The 22,663-nt window shown below is 45.4% G+C and carries 19 protein-coding genes and 9 tRNA genes; 23 read left to right on the plus strand and 5 right to left on the minus strand.

Annotated elements, in window-relative coordinates; genetic code table 11:
- Positions 1–71: 71 nt before the first annotated feature.
- A complete protein-coding gene (gene asd, locus L9Q39_RS01435) occupies positions 72–968 on the minus strand; it encodes an archaetidylserine decarboxylase (RefSeq protein WP_237483379.1) in 897 nt (298 codons plus the stop codon).
- Between the two features lie 130 nt (positions 969–1,098).
- A complete protein-coding gene (gene rsgA, locus L9Q39_RS01440; protein WP_237483380.1) occupies positions 1,099–2,157 on the minus strand; it encodes a small ribosomal subunit biogenesis GTPase RsgA in 1,059 nt (352 codons plus the stop codon).
- A 99-nt stretch (positions 2,158–2,256) separates the two neighbouring features.
- On the opposite strand from rsgA, the gene orn reads away from it, so the two are divergent.
- The 10 genes from orn (at position 2,257) to L9Q39_RS01490 (ending at position 3,989) form a co-directional block, all read left to right on the plus strand.
- On the plus strand, positions 2,257–2,802 hold the full coding sequence (orn, locus tag L9Q39_RS01445) for an oligoribonuclease (protein WP_237483381.1): 546 nt from the start codon (positions 2,257–2,259) through the stop codon (positions 2,800–2,802).
- Positions 2,803–2,959: 157 nt separating this feature from the next.
- Positions 2,960–3,035: transfer RNA gene (locus L9Q39_RS01450), tRNA-Gly, on the plus strand.
- A gap of 55 nt (positions 3,036–3,090) precedes the next feature.
- Positions 3,091–3,167 (plus strand) — tRNA-Met (locus L9Q39_RS01455).
- A gap of 30 nt (positions 3,168–3,197) precedes the next feature.
- Positions 3,198–3,273 (plus strand) — tRNA-Gly (locus tag L9Q39_RS01460).
- A 56-nt stretch (positions 3,274–3,329) separates the two neighbouring features.
- A tRNA-Met gene (locus L9Q39_RS01465) sits at positions 3,330–3,406 on the plus strand.
- Positions 3,407–3,436: 30 nt separating this feature from the next.
- A tRNA-Gly gene (locus L9Q39_RS01470) sits at positions 3,437–3,512 on the plus strand.
- 55 nt (positions 3,513–3,567) lie between these two features.
- Positions 3,568–3,644 (plus strand) — tRNA-Met (locus L9Q39_RS01475).
- A gap of 30 nt (positions 3,645–3,674) precedes the next feature.
- Positions 3,675–3,750: transfer RNA gene (locus L9Q39_RS01480), tRNA-Gly, on the plus strand.
- Positions 3,751–3,806: 56 nt separating this feature from the next.
- A tRNA-Met gene (locus L9Q39_RS01485) sits at positions 3,807–3,883 on the plus strand.
- 30 nt (positions 3,884–3,913) lie between these two features.
- Positions 3,914–3,989: transfer RNA gene (locus L9Q39_RS01490), tRNA-Gly, on the plus strand.
- 576 nt (positions 3,990–4,565) lie between these two features.
- Here L9Q39_RS01490 and queG read toward each other — a convergent pair.
- The gene (gene queG, locus L9Q39_RS01495; protein WP_237483382.1) at positions 4,566–5,681 is read right to left on the minus strand and encodes a tRNA epoxyqueuosine(34) reductase QueG; all 1,116 of its coding nucleotides are present in this window, start codon (positions 5,679–5,681) and stop codon (positions 4,566–4,568) included.
- 365 nt (positions 5,682–6,046) lie between these two features.
- Between queG and tsaE the strand changes: the two genes are divergently transcribed.
- The 13 genes from tsaE to rlmB all read left to right on the plus strand — a co-directional run bounded on the left by tsaE (position 6,047) and on the right by rlmB (position 21,276).
- Positions 6,047–6,511 (plus strand): tRNA (adenosine(37)-N6)-threonylcarbamoyltransferase complex ATPase subunit type 1 TsaE, encoded by a 465-nt coding sequence (tsaE, locus tag L9Q39_RS01500; RefSeq protein WP_237483383.1) that lies wholly within the window; start codon positions 6,047–6,049, stop codon positions 6,509–6,511.
- 32 nt (positions 6,512–6,543) lie between these two features.
- Entirely contained in the window at positions 6,544–8,220 is a 1,677-nt protein-coding gene (locus L9Q39_RS01505) for an N-acetylmuramoyl-L-alanine amidase (RefSeq protein WP_237483546.1), read from the plus strand.
- 23 nt (positions 8,221–8,243) lie between these two features.
- The gene (gene mutL, locus L9Q39_RS01510) at positions 8,244–10,286 is read left to right on the plus strand and encodes a DNA mismatch repair endonuclease MutL (protein ID WP_237483384.1); all 2,043 of its coding nucleotides are present in this window, start codon (positions 8,244–8,246) and stop codon (positions 10,284–10,286) included.
- Positions 10,283–11,230, plus strand: coding sequence for a tRNA (adenosine(37)-N6)-dimethylallyltransferase MiaA (gene miaA, locus L9Q39_RS01515; protein WP_237483385.1), 948 nt, complete (start codon positions 10,283–10,285; stop codon positions 11,228–11,230). The genes mutL and miaA overlap by 4 nt, the downstream gene beginning before the upstream one ends.
- A 190-nt stretch (positions 11,231–11,420) precedes the next feature.
- The gene (hfq, locus tag L9Q39_RS01520) at positions 11,421–11,684 is read left to right on the plus strand and encodes an RNA chaperone Hfq (RefSeq protein ID WP_237483386.1); all 264 of its coding nucleotides are present in this window, start codon (positions 11,421–11,423) and stop codon (positions 11,682–11,684) included.
- 38 nt (positions 11,685–11,722) lie between these two features.
- Positions 11,723–13,012: a ribosome rescue GTPase HflX gene (gene hflX, locus L9Q39_RS01525; RefSeq protein WP_237483387.1), complete on the plus strand. Its 1,290-nt coding sequence runs from the start codon at positions 11,723–11,725 to the stop codon at positions 13,010–13,012.
- Positions 13,013–13,057: 45 nt separating this feature from the next.
- Positions 13,058–14,254 (plus strand): FtsH protease activity modulator HflK, encoded by a 1,197-nt coding sequence (gene hflK, locus L9Q39_RS01530; protein WP_237483388.1) that lies wholly within the window; start codon positions 13,058–13,060, stop codon positions 14,252–14,254.
- 2 nt (positions 14,255–14,256) lie between these two features.
- Positions 14,257–15,240: a protease modulator HflC gene (hflC, locus tag L9Q39_RS01535; protein WP_237483389.1), complete on the plus strand. Its 984-nt coding sequence runs from the start codon at positions 14,257–14,259 to the stop codon at positions 15,238–15,240.
- Between the two features lie 98 nt (positions 15,241–15,338).
- Positions 15,339–15,527: a DUF2065 domain-containing protein gene (locus L9Q39_RS01540; protein ID WP_237483390.1), complete on the plus strand. Its 189-nt coding sequence runs from the start codon at positions 15,339–15,341 to the stop codon at positions 15,525–15,527.
- A gap of 205 nt (positions 15,528–15,732) precedes the next feature.
- Positions 15,733–17,049, plus strand: a complete 1,317-nt coding sequence (locus L9Q39_RS01545) for an adenylosuccinate synthase (RefSeq protein WP_237483391.1) — start codon at positions 15,733–15,735, stop codon at positions 17,047–17,049.
- 201 nt (positions 17,050–17,250) lie between these two features.
- Positions 17,251–17,910 carry a flagellar protein MotX gene (gene motX, locus L9Q39_RS01550; RefSeq protein WP_237483392.1) on the plus strand — a complete coding sequence of 220 codons (660 nt, stop codon included), beginning with the start codon at positions 17,251–17,253 and terminating at the stop codon, positions 17,908–17,910.
- Positions 17,911–18,051: 141 nt separating this feature from the next.
- Positions 18,052–20,499: a ribonuclease R gene (gene rnr / locus L9Q39_RS01555; RefSeq protein ID WP_237483393.1), complete on the plus strand. Its 2,448-nt coding sequence runs from the start codon at positions 18,052–18,054 to the stop codon at positions 20,497–20,499.
- Between the two features lie 36 nt (positions 20,500–20,535).
- Positions 20,536–21,276: a 23S rRNA (guanosine(2251)-2'-O)-methyltransferase RlmB gene (gene rlmB, locus L9Q39_RS01560; protein WP_237483394.1), complete on the plus strand. Its 741-nt coding sequence runs from the start codon at positions 20,536–20,538 to the stop codon at positions 21,274–21,276.
- 100 nt (positions 21,277–21,376) lie between these two features.
- Here the strand turns inward: rlmB and L9Q39_RS01565 are convergent, their stop codons facing one another.
- Both L9Q39_RS01565 and L9Q39_RS01570 read right to left on the minus strand, forming a co-directional pair.
- Positions 21,377–21,604: a SlyX family protein gene (locus L9Q39_RS01565; protein WP_237483395.1), complete on the minus strand. Its 228-nt coding sequence runs from the start codon at positions 21,602–21,604 to the stop codon at positions 21,377–21,379.
- 5 nt (positions 21,605–21,609) lie between these two features.
- Positions 21,610–22,593, minus strand: a complete 984-nt coding sequence (locus tag L9Q39_RS01570; protein ID WP_237483396.1) for a WD40 repeat domain-containing protein — start codon at positions 22,591–22,593, stop codon at positions 21,610–21,612.
- Positions 22,594–22,663: the final 70 nt, after the last annotated feature.

Genomic DNA, 22,663 nt, shown 5'->3' on the forward strand with positions numbered 1-22,663 from the left:
CATTTTAGTGATTGATAAAATAATAATCATAGCGATGACACAGACTCTAGTTGAGCCTGTGTCATCGTTTTTTATGAGGCTAGGCTATCTTCAGGGTTCTCTTTATTCGCAGTCTTAGCACGCGCATACGCGGTTCCCATCACTGTTGGGCGATTGTTTTCCATACTTGAATCAAACTCAATCTGATCTTTAGCAAACAGGTTAATCACGGTTGAGCCAAGCTTGAAGCGACCCATCTCTTCACCTTTTTTAAGCACAATCGCTTTGGTGCCCTCTGCGGGATAGTCCCACTTGTAAACCGTGTTGCCTCTTGGTGGAGTCACTGTGCCACTCCAAATAAGCTCGATGCTGCCGACGATAGTGGCACCAACAAGCACTTGAGCCATAGGACCAAATTCAGTATCGAAGATACATACCACACGCTCGTTACGAGCAAACAGGTTAGGAACATTTTCAGCGGTCAGTGGATTCACCGAAAATAGGTCGCCGGGTACATAAATCATCTGGCGAAGTGTACCATCACAAGGCATATGCACGCGGTGGTAATCGCGAGGTGATAGGTAGAGTGTGGCAAATTCACCGCCAGCAAACTCCTCAGCAAGTTGGCTGTCGCCCCCCAGCAGCTCTAATGCAGAGTAGTGATGACCTTTCGCTTGGACTAAATTACCGTCGGTCAGTGGACCAAATTGGCTAACACAAGCATCGGCAGGGTGAGTGATCACCTCTGAGCCTTCAGTCAGCGGGCGGGCGTCAGGTTTTAGTTCTCGCACAAAGAAGTCATTAAAGGTTTTGTAGTGCGTTATTTCAGGATGTAAGGCTTCATCCATGTTCACTTTGTACTGTTTTACAAACCAACGAATGATCGCTGTTGTTAGGCCGCCAGCTTTAGCTGATGCAAGCTTACCAACTAAACGTGTTAGGCCGTGTTGAGGTATGCAATACTGCAGTCCAACCTTAATCTTATCCATTGTGTCGTATCCAATCTTGAGTTGAAAATGAGGTTAAAGGTTGGAGGTATCACGTTGACAACCTCCAACAAAAGAGTGGCAGAGTATACTAATTCCTAACTCGGGTATAGGGTTTGCCCGTCGGTTAGAATCAGTTTAGATCGGCTTTTTTGTTGCGAGAAAACTGTCGGTTAGCTTTTACTTCGCCCATGCTCTCGATGATTCTATGGTAGTTATCAAAGCGTACCGAATTGATTTTACCGTCTTCTACCGCCTCTCTGAGTATACAGCCGGGATCATCAAGGTGTTTACAGTCCCGGAATTTACAGCCGCCGAGGAAAGGACGAAACTCAACAAAGGCTTCGGTGACTTCTTGCGCTTCTAAATGCCAAAGCCCAAACTCACGAACGCCCGGAGAGTCGATCAAATCGCCCCCTGACGGAAAGTGATACAACCTTGCTGCGGTTGTCGTGTGTTGCCCCAAACCGGAATTAGTAGAGACTTCACCTTCTTCAACATTTAACTCGGGCATGAGTGCGTTGACTAGGCTAGATTTGCCCACACCAGACTGACCAACGAAGATATTGGTTTTATCTTTGAGGTGTTGTTCGAGTTCTGGGATACCTTCGCCACTCTCTTTGCTGACGCAGAGAACCGAGTAACCAATTTGTTTGTAGATCTCAAGCTGAGCATAAAACGCTTCACGGCTCTCTTCTGGCAATAAATCAATTTTATTGAGGACAATCAGTGGCGCAATTTGCAATGTTTCTGAGGCAATCAAATAGCGGTCAATAATGTTCAGAGATAGCTCAGGCACGACGGATGACACGATCACCATTTGATCGACGTTCGCAGCGACTGGCTTTAGACCATCGTAATAATCTGGGCGAGTCAGTACCGATGTTCTTGGTTCTACCGCTTCAACCACACCAGAAATACCGTGCATAGACTCCATGCCAATCCGCCAAGCGACTCTGTCTCCAGAGACTAGAGATTCGATACTGCGACGTAGGTTGCAACGATGGATCTCTTGGGTCTCCATATCCTCAATATCGGCATGTTGACCAAATCGAGAGATCACTAAACCCTGCTTAACATTACCAAGCATGGTTTCATCCCATTGGAATGCATCCTCTTGGTTGAGCTTCTTCTTTTGATTGCTGCGTACTCGACGTACTTGACCTTTGGTCAGTTTTTTCTTTTTCGCCACGTTATATCTCTGATGTAAATTACATCAAACCATTTGGGTTACTGAATTTAATTTGGTTATAGTACCTCTTTTGGCACAAAACAAATAGACGAGGACACCATGTCTTTTAGTGATGACAACCTAATCTGGGTCGATCTTGAGATGACAGGACTGGATCCTGAGCAACATAAAATTATCGAAATCGCCAGTATCGTAACGGATAGTCAGCTTAATATTTTGGCGGAAGGACCAGTGATTGCCATTTCTCAACCTCAACAAGAACTGGATAAGATGGATGACTGGTGCACCAACACACATACCAACAGTGGTTTAGTGGCAAGGGTACAAGCGAGCAGCATTACTGAACAGCAAGCGGTTGAGCAGACGATTGCTTTTCTTGAGCAATGGGTACCAAAAGGGAAGTCACCTATTTGTGGTAACAGTATTGGTCAAGATCGTCGTTTTTTATATAAGCATATGCCTGAGCTTGAGGAGTACTTCCATTATCGCTATGTGGATGTGAGTACGATTAAAGAGTTGACTCGTCGTTGGCAGCCAGAACTGTTGGATGGTTTTAGCAAAGCGGGTACGCATTTGGCGCTGGATGACATTCGAGAATCAATTGCTGAACTCAAGTACTACCGAGAAAACGTGTTTAAAATCTAAGTAAGCTATTGGGCTGTGGTCAAATAATGTCATTCAAGGGATGATTTTGAGTGTTTTTTCACCGATCGCAAAAAAAATGCATTTTTTTTAAAAGAGTGCTTGCATCACAAAAAAATGGTCTTATAATTCGCAGCCCTGAACGACGAAAGTCGTCAGTGCGACACTAGCTCAGTTGGTAGAGCGCAACCTTGCCAAGGTTGAGGTCACGAGTTCGAACCTCGTGTGTCGCTCCACTTTTTTCAAGTGGATTACAAAGTTTCATCGTACTTAACGGTGACGCAATACGGACGCGGGGTGGAGCAGCTTGGTAGCTCGTCGGGCTCATAACCCGAAGGTCGTCGGTTCAAATCCGGCCCCCGCAACCAAATTCAATCAATAGCGTTTGCTGTTGATATGCGACACTAGCTCAGTTGGTAGAGCGCAACCTTGCCAAGGTTGAGGTCACGAGTTCGAACCTCGTGTGTCGCTCCATTTTTCTTAAAATGGACACAAAGTTTTCATCGTACTTAACGGTGACACAATACGGACGCGGGGTGGAGCAGCTTGGTAGCTCGTCGGGCTCATAACCCGAAGGTCGTCGGTTCAAATCCGGCCCCCGCAACCAAATTCAGTCAATAGCGTTTGCTGTTGATATGCGACACTAGCTCAGTTGGTAGAGCGCAACCTTGCCAAGGTTGAGGTCACGAGTTCGAACCTCGTGTGTCGCTCCATTTTCTTAAAGTGGACACAAAGTTTTCATCGTACTTAACGGTGACACAATACGGACGCGGGGTGGAGCAGCTTGGTAGCTCGTCGGGCTCATAACCCGAAGGTCGTCGGTTCAAATCCGGCCCCCGCAACCAAATTCAATCAATAGCATTTGCTGTTGATATGCGACACTAGCTCAGTTGGTAGAGCGCAACCTTGCCAAGGTTGAGGTCACGAGTTCGAACCTCGTGTGTCGCTCCATTTTTCTTAAAATGGACACAAAGTTTTCATCGTACTTAACGATGACACAATACGGACGCGGGGTGGAGCAGCTTGGTAGCTCGTCGGGCTCATAACCCGAAGGTCGTCGGTTCAAATCCGGCCCCCGCAACCAAATTCAATCAATAGCGTTTGCTGTTGATATGCGACACTAGCTCAGTTGGTAGAGCGCAACCTTGCCAAGGTTGAGGTCACGAGTTCGAACCTCGTGTGTCGCTCCATTTTCTTTTTTGCGGAGTCTCTCTACGATTGGAGACACAAAGTTGCGAAACTTAGTCCTGCCCCGCTAGCTCTTTTCTCATGCTGAGAAGCATAATCAAAATAAAAAGCAACTTGTGATAAGCAAGCGATTTTTTGTCGCTGGTAACTCGTTATTTTTTACCGCAATACCCCATTAAGCATAGCTATCGCAGCCGCGGTTTGTCGGTCATTTACATTTAAGTCAACAGACTTATCCACACAATATGAACTGTGGATAACTTGGTTGATAAATTGCGACCAACCAAGATCTACCGATAATTCCTGAAAGCTACTTACAGCATGCTTGTATATAATTCAACAGTGAAAAATCACCTTATGCATTGTTTTTAAAGGCTTTTTGTCTTTTGGTGTTATTTTTGCTTAAGGGATCAAAAGATCAAAAACTGCTGTTTTTTTGATCCTTATCATATATTGACACTGTGTTTAACCTGATTTATCACCGACTAAGCTAGCGATATTATGTAGTTTTTCCACACATTCAAAATTGGGATGTTAGTCAAGAAAATTTTCTTGAATCCGCTATGTTACTGAAAGCTTTAAGCATCTCTTGGAAGCCCCTTTCGAATGACTCGGATAAGACGCAGGTTTTGGCGGTCATCAGTAAAGGAGGCTTGAGACAGTTGCTGATTGATTGCCCAGTCAATATGTTCATCTAAGAGTGCACTTTGACCCTTTATTTGTTCTAGGGCTTCAACATAAGCTTGTTTGAAAGCAGCATTACCGATAGCAATAACGATGTTTCTTTGCCATTGTTCATGTCCGATACGGCGGATTGCAGAGCCTTGCATTTGCTCTAAGAAGCGAGCCTCGTCCCACGCCAGTAAAGCAAGTAGATCGATATCCTGTAATGCATTTCTTCTTTGGAAATCCGGTCGTTCACTTAACGGTGCTTGTCTGTTCCAAGGGCAAACCAATTGGCAGTCATCGCAACCGTAAATACGATTGCCAATAGCCTTTCGGAATTCTTCAGGAATCACACCACTATATTCTATGGTGAGATAAGAGATACAGCGGCGTGCATCAATGACACCATTGTCTAAAATTGCATTCGTAGGGCATGAGGTTACGCACGCTTGGCATTTGCCACATTCATTGCTGACGGGAGAATTCACGGGTAAGGGGAGGTCTATGAACAGTTCACCGAGAAAGAACCACGAGCCAGCCTCTTTATCGAGTAATAGCGAATGTTTACCAATCCAACCTAATCCCGCTTTTTGAGCGATGGGTCTTTCTAGCACGGGGGCAGAGTCTACAAACGGACGGTAGCCGAGTTTGCTGGTTTCAAGTTCGATCCGTTGACCAAGCTTTTTTAGTTGATTGCGCATCAACTTATGATAATCGCGACCTAGCGCGTAGCGACTGATATAACCGGAATGTTTGTTCTCGAGGTTAGAGGCAAACTGAGCGTCTTCAGGAAGGTAATCCATACGCACACTGATAATACGACAGGTACTTGGGTGCAGTTTATCGGGATGGATACGAAGATCTCTATGGGTCTCCATCCATGCCATTTCACCGTGATATCCCTGACTTAGCCAATGCTCTAAAATAGGCTCTTGGTCTAAAAGATCGATATCACTGATGCCAACTTTCTGAAAGCCAAGCTCTTTTGCCCAGATTCTTATGTCGGCAGTTAACTGCTCTAAGTTCATATTACTCACTCATTTGAAACAACTTAGGCATACACAGTTTGTTACTAGAGTATACCCTTAATAGATGCTCATTTTTGTCGCAATATAGTAGGGTTCGCGACAAAAAAATGCTAAATTCGGCAACTTATCATTTTATCAGAACCTTAGTGATTATGTCGTTTCGTTGTCGCATCACTAAGGACTGAATACAAATATAGCGTCGAACCCAATTAGGTGACGGAATTTCTGCCTAGAGTAACTTGGGCTGAGAGTCTATTTTCTCTATTGGGTACACGAGTTAAAATGAAGTAATATCGATAGAATGATGATTGGCTAACGTGTTGCTTTGTATGCTAATTGTCATAAAATCACCCAGAGAAAATATAATGAGTACTAAAAAATTCGCCCTAAAGGATGAATCGGAAACGATTTTAATTGGAACTAAACTTGCCGCTCTTTGCTCAAAACAGACAACGATCTATTTGCATGGTGACCTAGGAGCGGGAAAAACCACATTTAGTCGTGGGTTTATCCAGAGCATGGGTCATGCAGGCAATGTGAAAAGTCCAACTTATACACTGGTAGAGCCGTATCAACTTGCTCTGTGGAATGTTTATCACTTTGACCTTTATCGTTTGGGCGATCCGGAAGAACTCGAATTTATGGGTATTCGTGACTATTTTTCTGATGATGCGATATGTCTGGTAGAGTGGCCTGAGAAAGGGCAAGGCTTATTACCTGAAGCAGATTTAGATATTGAACTTAAGTATGCGGACAACGCGAGAGAAATCGTGTTAACTGCCAATAATGAATATGGAAATAGGCTAGTCAGTCAATTGGAGCTAAATTGATTCAGAGTTTGGTCAACAACCTCATTCGTGTTGTGTTGTTATGTATAAGTTTTTTACCGGTCGTTGTGTTCGCTAATGCATTGGAAGGGGTGAGGGTTTGGCCGTCACCTGATGAAACACGAGTGGTGATCGATCTAAAGTCTGAAGCAGACTTTAGTTACTTCTCATTGTCGGAACCTCATCGAATCGTTATCGACCTGAAGAAGACTTCAATCAACACCAAATTGCCGATATCGGTAACCAAGAGCCCGGTATTGGGCAAAATTCGCAAAAGTTCACCGCCTGAAAAGTCGACCTCCCGACTCGTGTTTGAGCTTAAGCAATCTGTCACGCCTAATATCTTTAAGTTGAGCCCGACTCCGGGCGGTCAATATGGTCATCGCTTGGTGGTGGACTTACCCCATACAAAAGTGACGACAGCAGCTCCTTCCGCACCTCAAAGTGATACTAAAGTTAGCAAAGACGCTTCTCAGCTATTGGGCAACGCTGATATCGTCGTGGCGATTGATGCGGGTCATGGTGGAGAAGATCCTGGCTCTATTGGTCCGACTCGGAAATACGAAAAGCATGTGACCTTGAGTGTTTCTAAGAAGTTGGCAGCGCAACTCAATGCGATTCCAGGAATGAAAGCCGTTATGACTAGGCGCGGTGACTACTTTGTTAACCTAAACCGTCGTTCTGAAATTGCACGAAAGAATAAAGCGCATTTGTTGGTGTCGGTCCACGCCGATGCATTTACCACGCCTCAGCCTCGAGGTGCTTCGGTCTTCGTCCTCAATACTAAGCGAGCCAATACCGAGATCGCCCGCTGGGTCGAGAACCACGAGAAGCAATCTGAACTGCTCGGGGGAGCGGGTCAAGTACTGGCAAAGAACAATAACGACCGAAATGTAAGCCAGACACTGCTTGATTTGCAGTTTAGCCACTCTCAGAAAGAGGGCTATAAAGTTGCAAGCAAGATATTAAAAGAGATGGGCAAGGTCGCTCGTTTACATAAGAAAGAGCCAGTGAATGCGAGCCTCGCGGTGTTAAAATCGCCAGATATTCCCTCTGTTCTGGTTGAGACGGGCTTTATTTCTAATCCAGCAGAAGAGAAATTGCTGACCACAAGAAGCCATCAAGACAAGTTAGCAAGAGCCTTGGCAAAGGCCATTGTTCAGTACTTTGAAGCCAATCCACCGGAAGGCACTTTGTTTGCCAATCGCGGAAAACAGATCAAGCACTCTGTAAAACGTGGGGAGTCACTGTCAATCATTGCCCAGAAGTATGGTTCTTCAGTTTCGGCAATTAAATCCGCCAACAAGCTGAAAAGTTCTTCCCTGGCCATTGGTCAGGTATTAGTCATACCGGGAGCCGGCGCACCGATAGTTGTTAGCTCAAAAGTGAATACGGTGGAAACCAAAGAGATCACCCATACGGTTGTCAAAGGCGATTATCTCGGAAAGATTGCCAGCAAATATAAGGTGCCGGTGTCGGACATCAAACGGGAAAATAATCTCCGCTCAGACGTGTTAAAACTGGGGCAAAAACTGAAGATTACCGTCAGTCTCAAAGATCTTCCGGTTCGCAAGCACACAGTCAAGCGTGGAGAGTATCTAGGCAAGATTGCGTCTCAATATGGTGTGCCAATTCAGAGCATTAGAACGGCGAACAAACTCCGTTCAGATTCATTGGCGGTGGGTCAGGTTCTGGTCATTCCTAATAAATAACCAATCACAGTTGGAGTGAATCAATGACGATCAAAATCTTACCAGCTCGATTAGCTAACCAGATCGCTGCTGGTGAGGTCGTAGAGCGTCCTGCTTCAGTGGTCAAAGAGCTTGTCGAGAATAGCCTAGATTCTGGGGCAACTCGTATCGATATTGATATCGATAAGGGTGGTGCCAAGCTGATAAGGGTACGAGACAATGGCAAAGGGATCGTCAAAGACGAGTTGGAGCTTGCTCTTAGCCGTCACGCCACCTCAAAAATTCATACCCTAGATGACCTAGAGGCTATCATGAGCCTCGGTTTTCGTGGTGAGGCATTGGCAAGTATTAGCTCGGTAGCACGGTTAACGCTAACCTCTCGACCTGCGGCTCAGGAGCAGGCATGGAGTGCTTACGCCGAAGGACGTGATATGTCGGTAAAGCTCAAACCCGCTGCGCATCCCATTGGCACCACAGTCGAAGTGTTGGACCTGTTTTTTAACACTCCCGCTCGTCGTAAGTTTCTTCGAACCGATAAAACCGAATTTACCCATATTGACGAGTTGCTAAAGCGTATTGCTTTAAGCCGTTTTGATGTCTCGATTAACCTGAAGCACAACGGTAAATTAGTTCGCCAATACCGAGCCGCAAAAACCGAAATACAGGCAGAGAAACGAATTGCCTCTGTGTGTGGCGCACCATTTGTGCGAAATATGCTGCGAATTGAGTTAGAGCATCAAGGACTCACACTTTCCGGTTGGATTACGACTCCAGAGGGGGCAAGACCTCAAAGCGACTTGCAATACTGCTATGTCAATGGTCGCATGATGAGAGATAAGCTTATCAATCATGCCATCCGTCAGAGTTATGAGTCGAGTTTAGCGCCGGATCAGTATGCGGCATATGTGTTGTTTATTGAAATCGATGCTCATCAAGTGGATGTCAATGTCCACCCAGCAAAACATGAAGTTCGTTTCCATCAAGCGCGCCTGGTCCATGACTTTATCTATCAAGCATTAAGTAGTGCATTGTCTCAAGCATCGGCAATTGAAGCGCCAGAAGTCACTCAGTCAGCCTATCATATTGAAGAGCCAAAACTGGGCGCTGTCTCGCCGCAAACGGTAGCGGCAGAGGAAACAAAAGACACTTTGGCTGAGAGAGAATGGTCAGAAACGTCCTCCTCTTCGGTTTCGCCAAGTGTTCTAGAGGCGGTTGAAAATATCCCTGCTTATCCTGGTAGAACGGATTACGCGAAACCAGCGGCAAAAGAGGCGAACCGTGATTCTTCTCATCAATCCACGAGTCCGACGGATTATGGGCGACAAGGGTCAGAGTGGACAGCGACGAAAAATACAGGGTCTCAGCAGCGAAGTTCGCAACGTAAGCCGAATGAAAGCGGTCCATCATTAGAACAGTCGGCACTATATCAAGAACTCCTTAAAACGCCGGAAATTGAGAAACAATCACCGCGCCAACCTGAGCCATCTAACCGCCAGCAGAATGTGGTCGATTTACCTGCTATTACTCAGATAGGTAAGGCAGTGTCGATTGTCGCGCAGCGATTTGTGTTGGTACTGGACAAGCCGACCTCTGCGTGTGGTTTGGTGTCACTAGCGACGGCTGAACGCTATAAGTTATCGGCACAATTAAATCCTCAACTGCAAACGCTAAAATCACAACCATTACTGGTCCCTTTGTCGCTTAAGGTGAATGCTGAGCAGATGCAGGCTTTAGAAACTTGCCAACAGAAGTTGTTACCGTTCGGTATTGATATCAAGAAAAGAAACAATGAAACCGTGATGGTGATGGGAGTTCCAGCTCCGTTGCGTCAACAGAATTTACAATTGTTAATTGATGAAATGCTGTCATACTTAGCGACCCAAAGTGAATCTGAATTGTTTGCAAGTCAGCTAAACATTTGGCTGACAGACAAAGTTCTGCATACCCCAGCATCATACACCCTGTCTGAGGCGGTGCAGTTACTGGCGAATCTTGAGCAACTTTATAATGGCGATTTGCCACTTTCCGATACACAATTTGTGCGACCCGTTGATTTTTCTGCAACCTTAACAGCGTTTTTATTATGAATGAACCATTACCTTTAGTGATCTTTTTGATGGGGCCAACGGCTTCAGGAAAAACAGAGCTAGCTATCCGTTTGAGACAACAGTTCCCTGTAGAAATTATTAGTGTTGACTCGGCGCTGATTTATAAGGGGATGGATATTGGAACCGCTAAGCCTGATGCAGAAGAGTTGCGCTTAGCGCCACATCGTTTGATCGACATTTTGGATCCTGCGGAGTCGTACTCTGCGGCGGACTTTCGTCGTGATGCACTAGCAGAAATCGCGAAAATACACGCTGAAGGCAAGATCCCTCTTCTTGTCGGTGGCACTATGATGTATTTCAAAGCGCTGCTACAAGGTTTGTCGCCTTTACCGGCAGCCGATCCCACAATACGAGCACAGATTGAAGCGGAAGTGGCGGAAAAAGGTTGGCAGGCGCTGCATGATGAACTTTCTGCGATTGATCCTGTCTCAGCAAAGAGGATACATCCAAACGATCCTCAAAGGCTTTCACGAGCCATCGAGGTTTATCGTATTTCGGGTAAATCCCTCACTGAGTTAACGGAAACTAAGGGAGAACCTCTGCCGTTTCGAGTCAAGCAGTTTGCCGTTGCACCTGAAGACCGTTCAGTATTGCACAAGCGTATTGAAGCAAGATTCGAGAAAATGGTGCAATCAGGCTTTGAAGAAGAGGTAAGAGCATTGTATGCTCGTGAGGATCTGCATTTAGATCTTCCATCCATCCGTTGTGTGGGTTATCGACAGATGTGGGAATACTTGGATGGGCAAGGCACGTTAGAAGATGCAATTTATCGGGGCATCTGTGCCACCCGTCAATTGGCCAAACGTCAAATCACCTGGTTAAGGAGTTGGGATGATTTAGTTTGGTTGGATAGCGAACATATTGAGAATTCAACGAAAACTCTCTCACAGGCCGTAGCATCTGAAGGCTTTAACTGTGTATAATGTGTTCGCTTTTGCGTGTTTACTCCTAAAAAGGATCAGAGTTTTATTTTCAAAGTCCAGAGTTGATCTATGATTATAAAACTGAGGGGTACATATTTGGTTTAGCTCAGATGCAAGGGCCGCAGCGACATTGCAGTGCGCCGATAGCTAAATAATTAAAACTACAAATATTAATATAAGGAAAATAAAAATGGCTAAGGGGCAATCTCTTCAAGACCCATTCCTAAATGCGCTTCGTCGTGAGCGTATTCCAGTTTCAATCTACCTTGTGAACGGTATTAAACTTCAAGGTCAGATCGAGTCGTTTGATCAATTTGTGATCCTGTTGAAAAACACAGTAAACCAAATGGTATATAAGCATGCAATTTCAACGGTAGTGCCAGCACGCGCAGTGAGTCATCACACTGGTGAACGCACAGGTAGTGACCGTCAACAAGAGAAATCAGACGATTAATCACCATATAAACCCAGAACTTAATAGGAGTTGAACGCTTGTTTGACCGTTATGAATCCGGTGAACAGGCTGTACTTGTTCATATCAACTTCACGCAGGAAGGTGAGTGGGAAGACCTGAGCGAATTTGAAATGCTGGTCTCTTCTGCTGGCGTTAATACTTTACAAGTAGTAACAGGAAGTCGGCAGTCCCCTCTCCCGAGATACTACGTTGGAGAAGGTAAAGCCCAAGAAATTGCGCAAGTTGTGCAGTTAACTGGCGCTGATATCGTGATTTTCAATCATTCCTTGTCTCCAGCTCAAGAGCGTAACCTAGAAAGTCTATGCAAATGTCGAGTATTAGATCGTACTGGTCTGATCCTCGACATTTTTGCCCAAAGAGCGAGAACTTATGAGGGTAAATTGCAAGTAGAGCTTGCGCAATTGCGTCATATTTCAACTCGACTTATTCGTGGCTGGACTCACCTTGAGCGACAAAAAGGGGGGATCGGTCTGCGTGGTCCGGGTGAAACTCAGTTAGAGACGGATAGACGACTTTTACGAGATCGAATTAAAGCGATCTTGCGTCGTTTAGAAAAAGTTGCCAAGCAGCGTGAACAAGGCAGGCGTGCGCGGAATAGAGCAGAAATACCGACGATTTCTCTGGTTGGTTATACCAACGCAGGAAAGTCGACACTGTTCAATAGAATCACAGAGGCGGGAGTGTATGCAGCAGACCAACTGTTTGCCACACTGGACCCGACTTTAAGAAAGATACAACTAGCGGATGTGGGACCGGCGATATTGGCTGATACCGTTGGATTTATTCGACATCTACCTCATGATTTAGTGGCAGCATTTAAAGCGACCTTGCAAGAAACGCAAGAAGCTGACATTTTGTTACATGTTGTTGATGCCAGTGATGAACGTTTTCGTGAGAATATTCAAGCCGTTCATGATGTGCTAGAAGAAATCGAGGCGATCGAAGTTCCGTCTTTGGTCGTAATGAACAAAATAGACAATCTGGAAGGCCAACGTCCACGCATTGAGCGTGATGATGAAGGGCTTCCGAGAGCCGTATGGGTCTCGGCCATGGAAGGTCAGGGCATCGAGCTTCTATTTGAAGCCTTAACCGAGCGGCTAGCAAGCCAAATGGTTCAATATCAATTGCGAATTCCACCTCAGTATCAAGGGCGTTTTCGCAGTGTGTTTTATCAAATGAACTGTATTCAAAGTGAAGAATATGATTCAGATGGTAACTTATTGATTGATATTCGGATGCAGCAAACAGATTGGTCTAGACTTGATAAAAGAGAAGGGGCAGTTTTGAGTGACTTTATCGTTACTTAAAGGACTGCTACAGTATAACGTCATATTAAATGATGGAGCTTCCAAATGGCGTGGAATGAGCCTGGTAATAATAATGGAAACAATGGCCGCGATAATGACCCTTGGGGCAATAACAATCGTGGCGGTCGCAATTCAGGCGGCCGAGAACAAGGTCCGCCCGATCTAGATGAAGTTTTTAACAAGCTAAGTCAAAAACTGGGTGGTAAGTTTGGTAATCGCAGTGGAGGCAGCAAACGCTCTGGTGGCGGAGGCGGTTTTCTTGCTCTTATGGCAGTCGTTATTTTGGGTTTCGCTTGGTTTGTATCAGGCTTTTACACCATTAGCGAAGCCGAGCGAGGTGTTGTGCTGCGTTTAGGTAAGTTTGACCGTATTGTCGGACCTGGTCTGAACTGGCGTCCAACGTTCATCGACGAGTATCAAGCTGTTAACGTGCAAGCGATTCGCTCTCTTCGAGCATCAGGTACCATGTTAACTAAAGACGAAAACGTCGTAACGGTAGCAATGGATGTGCAATACCGCGTATCGGATCCCTATAAGTATCTGTATGTGGTAACTAACGCTGACGACAGCTTGAGCCAAGCAACAGACTCTGCGTTGCGTGCGGTGATTGGTGACTCGCTAATGGATAGTATCCTAACCAGTGGTCGTCAATTGATTCGTCAAAGCACTCAAGAAACCTTGAATGAGATTATCGACAACTATGACATGGGTCTATCGATTGTCGATGTGAACTTCCAGTCTGCGCGTCCGCCAGAGCAAGTAAAAGATGCATTTGATGATGCTATTGCAGCTCGAGAGGATGAGGAGCGTTATGTTCGTGAAGCGGAAGCTTATAAGAACGAAATTACGCCTAAAGCAACGGGTCGTGCTGAAAGACTGAAGAAAGAAGCACAAGGTTACTCTGAGCGCATCACTAACGAAGCGCTCGGTCAAGTAGCGCAGTTTGAGAAGCTGTTACCAGAATATCAAGCGGCTCCTGAAGTCACGCGAAATCGTCTTTACCTAGATACGATGGAAGAAGTGTACTCAGCGACGTCAAAAGTGCTGATCGATTCTGAATCCAGTGGCAACTTACTGTATCTGCCTATCGATAAGTTAGCGGGTCAAGAAGGAAGCAAAACTAACCGTAAGCCTCAAGAAACTTCAGTCTATGAAGAGATCCAGCTTGATGCTCCGATAGTTGATTCCTCGTCGAGCAACAGTTCGACTCGCAATAACACGACACGTCAAGGGAGATACTAATCATGCGTAAATTGGCAATACCTGTTATCGTCATTGCACTTGCATTGATGCTTATGTCTCTGTTCGTGATCCCTGAAAACGAGCGTGGCATTGTGATTCGATTTGGTCGAGTACTTAAAGACAATACGGAAACGGATATGTCTCGTATTTACGGACCGGGTCTGCACTTTAAGATGCCTCTGTTTGACCGTGTGCAAACATTGGATGCGCGTATTCAAACAATGGATGGTCAAGGCGACCGTTTTGTAACGTCAGAGAAAAAAGACGTGATCATCAATACCTATGTTAAGTGGAAAATCGAAGATTTCGGTCAATACTACCTAGCAACAGGTGGCGGTAATGCTTTGACTGCGCAGGCACTTTTAGAACGTAAAGTAACGGATGTTCTAAGGTCTGAAATTGGTTCAAGAGAGATCAAGCAGATTGTTTCTGGTCCACGCAACAAGGATATCCTCCCTGATAGCGACAGTGACGAAGTGACGACTGAAGCGGCTAAGCAGGCTTTAGAGATCGATGGTGAGCGTGACAAGGTCCAGCTAAACGTACTTCAAGATACTCAAGAAAGTGCTATGAAGGATTTGGGTGTGCGTGTGGTTGATTTCCGTATTAAGAAAATCAACCTACCTGATGAGATCAGTGACTCTATCTATCGCCGTATGAGAGCAGAGCGTGAGTCAGTGGCTCGTAAGCACCGTTCTCAAGGTCGTGAAAAAGCGGAAGTTATTCGTGCACAAGCAGAGCTAGAAGTGGCTACCGTACTGGCAGAAGCGGATAAGACAGCTCGAGTGACTCGAGGTGAAGCGGATGCACAAGCAGCGAAAATTTATTCTGGTGCTTATAGCAAAGATCCTGAATTTTATAGCTTCTTGCGTTCTCTAGACGCTTATAAAACTTCATTCTCTGATAAGAGTGACATCTTAGTGCTAGATCCGAGCAGTGACTTCTTCCGTTATATGAATGATGCGAACGGTCAAATGTCAAAATAATACTTTAACCTTTAAAGGTTGATGGTAATGTCAAAGGGGCTTCTTGATGGAAGCCCCTTTTTTATGCTTGTGGTTTGTTTTAGTGAATGGAGAACATCATGACGAATGCGTTATGGATAGCTTTTGGTTTAGTTTTAGTCGTAGAGGGGGTGGGACCGCTGCTCGCACCGACTCAGTGGCAAAGTATGGTGATGAAATTGTCACAACAACCTTCAACTTCTTTGCGCCGTATGGGTGGATGTTTAGTCGTCGCGGGTTTAGTTATCGTGTATATGATGACACGTTAGATCATTTTTTTGGGGCTAGGAAGCTTGGTGCTTCCAAGTTGTTATAACGAAGGTGAATTAAAAAAAACGGCGATAACCAAGGTTTGTTTTTGTTTTTAATAATTAGCAGCTTAGTCTCGAGGCATTCGTCGATGTTTAAAAAATGACTGCATGAATTCAAATTCGGTGCTAAAATCCATTTTTAACTAGCAATCAGATTGGAAAGATGGGTAATAACGTAGTTGTTCTGGGCACCCAATGGGGTGACGAAGGTAAAGGTAAAATCGTAGACCTTTTGACTGAAGATGCAAAATACGTGGTTCGCTATCAAGGCGGTCACAATGCAGGTCATACTCTTGTCATTGACGGTGAAAAAACCGTTCTTCACTTGATTCCATCAGGTATTCTTCGCGATAACATCAAATGTATCATTGGTAACGGTGTTGTACTTTCACCAGACGCGCTTATCAAGGAAATGAAGCCGCTTGAAGAACGCGGTATTCCAGTACGTGAACGTCTATTCATTTCTGAAGCTTGTCCTCTAATTCTTCCTTACCATATTGCGATTGACCAAGCGCGTGAAATCGCTCGTGGTAAAAAAGCGATTGGTACAACGGGTCGTGGTATCGGTCCGGCTTATGAAGACAAAGTTGCTCGTCGCGGTTTACGCGTCGGTGACCTGTTCGACAAAGAAGTCTTTGCTGAAAAGTTAAAAGAAGTGATGGAATTCCATAACTTCCAACTAGAGCATTTCTATAAAGCTGAAACGGTTAGCTATGAAGCCGTGCTTGAGCAAGTGATGGGTTATGCTGATCTGTTAACATCAATGGTTATTGACGTTACAGACGAACTTGACGCAGCTCGTAAACGTGGTGACAAGATCATGTTTGAAGGCGCTCAAGGTACATTGCTTGACATCGACCACGGTACTTATCCGTATGTAACGTCTTCAAACACAACCGCTGGTGGTGTTGCTGCAGGCTCAGGCTTTGGTCCTCGCCATATTGGTTACATTCTAGGTATCACAAAAGCTTACTGTACTCGAGTAGGCTCTGGTCCGTTCCCGACCGAACTTTATGATGGTCTAGACAAGCAAGACCCAGTGGGTAAACACCTTGGTGATGTAGGTCAAGAGTTTGGTGCAACAACGGGACGTTTACGTCGTACCGGTTGGTTTGATGCTGTTGCTATGCGTCGTGCTGTCCAGATTAACTCTATCTCTGGTTTCTGCCTAACTAAACTAGACGTATTAGACGGTCTAGAAGAGCTAAAAATCTGTACAGGTTACAAGATGAAAGATGGCTCTATTCTGGAAGTGTCTCCAATGGCGGCAGAGTCTTTTGAACAAGCAACGCCTATCTACGAAACCATGCCAGGTTGGTCTGAAAATACTTTTGGTGCAACGTCAATTGAGCAGCTTCCACAGACAGCGCTTGACTACATTAAACGTATCGAAGAGTTAACAGGCGTGCCTGTTGATATTATCTCTACCGGTCCAGACCGTAACGAGACGATTATTAAGATTCACCCATTCGAATCTTAATCCTAATCTTGAAAAAACCAGCTTCGGCTGGTTTTTTTGTCTCTATCATTCGTTAATCACAAAAAACACTCGGTAAGCTTATCGTGCCTATGGCAAAATATTGCCGTATTGCTGTTTTTTTGTCTAAAGCCCGGTATAAAGCTGCCGATAAAAAAGAACAGTAAGTAAACCAGTGAGGTTTGCTTAATAGGCTTGTAATGAATGAGAAGAGGTGGTCGTACGGTGATTAGGCGACACAAATTGGCAGCGTTGATATGTACAGCTCTTTTGAGTTGGTCTAGTGCTTCTCAGGCAAAGGAGATCAGTGCTCCGATCCCTATTTACTCAGAAAATGAGTTAATCAATCTTATTGAGCAAAATACCCATCTAGCACGCGTAAAAGCCGACAACTGCCAGCTTGTAGAAGATATTATGGCGCGCGCGACGCGTATCAGTTTACCTGCTTATGAGTTCCTTTATGGTGACATGTTAGCGTGGGGAGTCTGCGTTCAGCAGGACGTTGAACTCGGTCTATATTATATGGAGAATGCAGCGCATCAAGGCTTACCCGTCGCTTTAGAGCAATTGGGACGTTATTACTCCAGAGGTACCTTTGTTCAGCAAGACAAAGAGCGAGCCATTCCTTACTTTAGAGAGGCGGCGTCAATGGGTAATATTGATGCACGCATTCAATTAGCTGAACTACTGCTTCGTGATTATGGCAGCCCCCTCGACTATGAAGACGCCTATCGCTGGCTTTACAACTCAATCACGCCAGATAATCGTAAGCACAAACGTATTTCCATGCTGCGACTTGGTTTGGAACAGCGCATGCCACAAAATATTATTGCGAGAGCCAAGCGCCGAACTACTTTCTGGTAACCGCAACTACCATTAACAAACCCTTACCGACAGCAGAGGGTTTGCGGTATTCATTCTGGTGTTTTTTAAAAGCATTTCTGTAGCTTATTCAGAGACTCAGATATACTAGAGCCATACCTTCCTTTCTAGACAGGCCCGCGTATGTCAGAGACTATCCAAAACGACCCATTTGCCGATCGTGAATCCCAAAATTACTCCAACCCTATTCCTAGCCGAGAATTCATTATTGAATATTTGGAGCAGGCGGGTGTGCCTTTAAATCGCAATGATCTGTTTGAGGCTTTGCAATTAAAGGGAGAAGAACATTACGAGGGATTGCGTCGTCGACTGCGTGCGATGGAGCGAGATGGTCAACTGGTGTTTACCCGCCGTCAATGTTATGCGTTGCCGGAAAAACTGGAATTGATAAAAGGCTATGTTATTGGTCATAAAGATGGTCATGGTTGGGTACGTCCAGAAGGAAGCGTAGGCAAAGAGAGTGATATTCTGTTGCCTCATCATCAAATGCGTACACTTTTGCATGGTGACTTTGTTTTGGTTCAGCCATCAGGCACCGATAAACGAGGTCGTAAAGAAGGGCGTTTGGTACGTGTGCTGGAAGAGCGCAAAGCGCAAGTGGTTGGTCGCTTTTTCTTGGAATATGGTTATGCCTACGTTGTTGCCGATGATTCACGCATTAGCCAAGACATACTGATTCCTAACGAGCATCGTGGTGGTGCGAGAATGGGTAATGTCGTTGTGGTTGAAGTGACAGATAGAGGCAGTCGCTCGAAGGGCATGGTTGGGCGAGTAGTTGAGGTATTGGGTGAAAATATGGCACCCGGTATGGAGATTCAGATAGCAATTCGCACTCACCAAATCCCGCATGAATGGCCACAAGAGGTGGACAAGCAGGTAACGCAATTTGGCGAGTTTGTCCCTGAAGAGGCTAAGCAAGGGCGTGTAGACTTAAGAGATCTGCCTTTGGTCACTATTGATGGCGAAGATGCTCGCGACTTTGATGACGCGGTTTACTGTGAGCGTAAGAAAAGCGGTGGTTGGCGTCTTTGGGTCGCGATTGCAGATGTGAGTTATTACGTTCGTCCCGATACAGCTTTAGACAAAGAAGCGATTCAAAGAGGCAACTCAGTTTATTTCCCCTCTCAGGTCGTGCCGATGCTTCCAGAGGTATTGTCGAACGGTCTTTGCTCTCTTAATCCACAGGTTGACCGTCTCTGTATGGTGTGTGAAATGACGATCTCCGATACAGGTAAGCTATCGGGTTACAAGCACTATGAAGCGGTCATGAACTCTCATGCTCGACTCACTTACAATAAAGTGCATGACATCTTAGAAGGTGATGAAGAACTGACTCAGCGCTATCAATCCGTCGTTCCTCATTTGCAAGAGCTTCACAGCATGTATCAAGTGCTGAAAAACTCCAGAGATCAACGTGGTGCGATTGAGTTTGAAACCGTTGAAACCAAGTTTATTTTTAATGCGGAGAGAAAAATTGACCGCATAGAACCGGTTATCCGCAATGACGCGCACAAAATTATCGAAGAGTGTATGATTCTCGCCAATATCGCATCGGCTTCGCTAGTCGAAAAAGCGAAAGAGGCGGCGCTGTACCGTATTCATGAATCTCCCGGAGAGGAACGTTTACAGGGTTTCCGAGATTTTCTCGGTGAGTTAGGGCTTAACCTTTCGGGAGGCTTAGAGCCATCACCTACCGATTACGCCTCATTGATCAAACAAATTGGTGAGAGACAAGATAAAGAGCTGATCCAAACCATGCTGCTACGTTCGATGAAGCAAGCGGTCTATAATGCCGATAACGCAGGGCACTTTGGTCTAGCACTTAAACGTTATGCACACTTTACGTCACCGATTCGACGTTATCCGGATCTGCTGCTGCACCGCGCGATTAAGTATCTGATTGCCAAACAGAACGGCACTAACACCGAACGATGGACGCCAACGGGTGGATACCACTACTCGTTTGACGACATGGATTTCTATGGTGAGCAGTGTTCGATGACCGAGCGTCGAGCCGATGATGCGACTCGAGATGTGGCCGATTGGCTTAAGTGTGAGTATATGCAGGACCATGTGGGTGAAGAACTCGATGGTGTAATTGCCAATGTAACTGGCTTCGGTTTCTTTGTGCGTCTCACTGAGCTGCATATTGATGGTCTGGTACATATCTCGACACTCGCTAATGATTACTATCAATTTGACCCAATCGGACAGCGATTGATTGGTGAAAGCTTCGGTGCGATTTATCGCCTTGGTGATGCGGTTAAGGTGAAAGTTCTATCCGTTAACCTTGATGATAAACAGATTGATTTTGAGTTAGTCGAAACCAGTCGCCCGCTTCGTGGCAAAGGTAAAACAGCCAAGAAGCGGGCTGCAGAAGCACAAAAGAAAGCCAAAGAGAAAAAGCGTGGTGTTGCATCAAAGGGTAAAGCGACAAGAAAAGCCAAACCAATGGTGGAAGCGACGGTGCGTCCTGATGGTCAGCAAGATAGCAAACCAAACAAGCGCCACAAAAAATCGAAAGCGAGTAAAGCCCGTAAAAATAAGGCTCCTCGCTCTACTAGTAAGTAACTAATTAATAAAAGTAACCGATTCAAGGTCTAATCCATGAGTAATGAATTTATTTACGGCATCCATGCAGTAAAAGCGGTTTTAGATAAAGACCCTGCACGCTTCATCGAGGCGTTTGTATTGAAGGGACGTCAAGACGACCGTTTGATGCCAGTACTGAATGAACTGAACCAGTTTGGCATCTCAATCCAGCAAATGGGACGTAAGGCACTGGATGACAAAGCGAAAGGCGCCAATCATCAAGGGATTATTGCGCGCGTTAAGCCGGCAAAAGCGCTAAATGAACACGATTTAGAGCAAATCATTGCCCAAAGCAACCAGCCTTTGCTGCTGATTCTTGACGGTGTGACAGATCCTCATAACCTAGGTGCTTGTTTGCGTAATGCCGATGCCGCTGGTGTGGCTGCCGTGATCGTTCCTAAGGATAAATCAGCACCGTTAACGGCAACGGTGAGCAAAGTAGCCTGTGGCGCAGCGGAAACCGTTCCTTTGGTGCGAGTCACCAATCTAGCAAGAACAATGCGCGCTATTCAGGAGCAGGGTATTTGGATTGTTGGAACAGCGGGTGAAGCAACACATGATATATACCAAGCTAAGCTCGATGGTCCGCTCGCTATTGTCATGGGCGCAGAAGGTGACGGTATGCGCCGCCTAACTCGAGAAACGTGTGATGACTTAATTAAAATCCCTATGGCAGGTTCAGTCTCTAGCCTAAACGTATCGGTCGCCTCAGGTATCTGCCTGTTTGAAGCGGTAAGACAGCGCTTAAGTCGATAGCATCACCGCCAATCGAATCAATAATAAAAAGCGGACTTTCGATAATGAAAGTCCGCTTTTTTAGGTTTTTAACGCGGTTTCAGATAGGCGATACGGTGCATTAATAGTGTGGAGGCGGGGTTTCCTCTGTAGCGTCAGCAAGGTTCGAAGTGTCCATGTTTTTTACTTTTCCAACCACGTACTTCATCTGATCTTGCATCTTAGTGATCAGCAGTTGCTGTTGAGTCAGTGCGTCATTTAACTCTTCAATGGTTTGTTCTTGGAATGCGACTTTGCACTCCAAATCATTAATACGCTCTTCAAGAGTTTCAATTTGTGAATTATTCATCGCAATTACTCGTCAATTTGCCAAGCCTGTACTACGCCCGCTGATGAGGCTGAAACCACCATCTCTGAGCTATGGAATGCGGCATCATACACTACTCCTCTCGGTGGGCGCACATCTTTTAACATGGCAACTTCATAGCTGTCCATCAAAGAGCCTGTGGAGGTGTCCCATACCATTAATCTGGACGCCGGCGTGCCGGTAGCAAGTTTGCTGCCGTCGTCAGAAAAGCGTGCGCTTGAGAAGATCAACTGTCGATGCCAACTACTCAGTTTCGCTTGCTGTTGACCTGTACTCAGATCCCAAATGATAGCGTTGTTACCGCTGTCTGAAGTCAGAGCTAGGTGTCCGTCTCTCTGTAGTTCGGTCGTACCAACTCTTTGATCATGTTGGAAGCGGTGAATTATCTGTCCGGTGCTGGTATCCCAAAAATAGGCGTTATGGTCATTGCCACCGGATAGAGCATATTTTCCATTGGGTGATAAGGCAACCGTGTTGACTTTTTCTTGGTGGGCAAGGAACTCTAGGCGCCGACCAGTGACTAAGTCAATGAAGATGGCTTTTCCGTTACTTAAGCCAAGAAGTACCAATGTGCCGTTGTTACTGATTGCGATATCTTGAATCAACCCATCGGAAATGGACCATAGTCCTTTGGATTGTGACCATGCGAGATCCCAAATGGCGAAGTTGGTTTGAGTCGCGGTAATCGCAAAGCGCGCATTATCAGAAAATCTCATAAGAGAGATGATGTTTTGTTCAGGGTCTTGGATGCCAAGCTTAGCTAATAATGTGTTTTGCTCTAGATCCCACAACTGTAAATGTTGTTGCTTAGAGTAAAGCAAAGCAAATCGAGCATCGCGGCTCAGTGCTAAACTGGTTGAACCTTCTGGTGCGAGCGGCCAGGTTTTGTCAGCTTGGGTTTGAAAAAAACACCCATTTAACAGGCTGATGACAATAAGACAGGTTACAGAATGAGATATTATTCGCATCATTACCTATATTCCATGTTGAGACTTGAGCATTAGAGAGTATATTTATATTCTATAATCAAGAAAAATCACT

The organism is Vibrio hippocampi (genome assembly GCF_921292975.1).
In the GTDB taxonomy this organism is placed as follows: domain Bacteria; phylum Pseudomonadota; class Gammaproteobacteria; order Enterobacterales; family Vibrionaceae; genus Vibrio; species Vibrio hippocampi.

What these genes read in the sequence shown, in the direction of transcription:
- asd (WP_237483379.1), bottom strand. Translation starts at nt 968, where the DNA reads ATGGATAAGATTAAGGTTGGACTGCAGTATTGCATACCTCAACACGGC.
- orn (WP_237483381.1), top strand. Translation starts at nt 2,257, where the DNA reads ATGTCTTTTAGTGATGACAACCTAATCTGGGTCGATCTTGAGATGACA.
- queG (WP_237483382.1), bottom strand. Translation starts at nt 5,681, where the DNA reads ATGAACTTAGAGCAGTTAACTGCCGACATAAGAATCTGGGCAAAAGAG.
- tsaE (WP_237483383.1), top strand. Translation starts at nt 6,047, where the DNA reads ATGAGTACTAAAAAATTCGCCCTAAAGGATGAATCGGAAACGATTTTA.
- mutL (WP_237483384.1), top strand. Translation starts at nt 8,244, where the DNA reads ATGACGATCAAAATCTTACCAGCTCGATTAGCTAACCAGATCGCTGCT.
- miaA (WP_237483385.1), top strand. Translation starts at nt 10,283, where the DNA reads ATGAATGAACCATTACCTTTAGTGATCTTTTTGATGGGGCCAACGGCT.
- hfq (WP_237483386.1), top strand. Translation starts at nt 11,421, where the DNA reads ATGGCTAAGGGGCAATCTCTTCAAGACCCATTCCTAAATGCGCTTCGT.
- hflK (WP_237483388.1), top strand. Translation starts at nt 13,058, where the DNA reads ATGGCGTGGAATGAGCCTGGTAATAATAATGGAAACAATGGCCGCGAT.
- hflC (WP_237483389.1), top strand. Translation starts at nt 14,257, where the DNA reads ATGCGTAAATTGGCAATACCTGTTATCGTCATTGCACTTGCATTGATG.
- L9Q39_RS01540 (WP_237483390.1), top strand. Translation starts at nt 15,339, where the DNA reads ATGACGAATGCGTTATGGATAGCTTTTGGTTTAGTTTTAGTCGTAGAG.
- L9Q39_RS01545 (WP_237483391.1), top strand. Translation starts at nt 15,733, where the DNA reads ATGGGTAATAACGTAGTTGTTCTGGGCACCCAATGGGGTGACGAAGGT.
- motX (WP_237483392.1), top strand. Translation starts at nt 17,251, where the DNA reads ATGAGAAGAGGTGGTCGTACGGTGATTAGGCGACACAAATTGGCAGCG.
- rnr (WP_237483393.1), top strand. Translation starts at nt 18,052, where the DNA reads ATGTCAGAGACTATCCAAAACGACCCATTTGCCGATCGTGAATCCCAA.
- rlmB (WP_237483394.1), top strand. Translation starts at nt 20,536, where the DNA reads ATGAGTAATGAATTTATTTACGGCATCCATGCAGTAAAAGCGGTTTTA.
- L9Q39_RS01565 (WP_237483395.1), bottom strand. Translation starts at nt 21,604, where the DNA reads ATGAATAATTCACAAATTGAAACTCTTGAAGAGCGTATTAATGATTTG.
- L9Q39_RS01570 (WP_237483396.1), bottom strand. Translation starts at nt 22,593, where the DNA reads ATGATGCGAATAATATCTCATTCTGTAACCTGTCTTATTGTCATCAGC.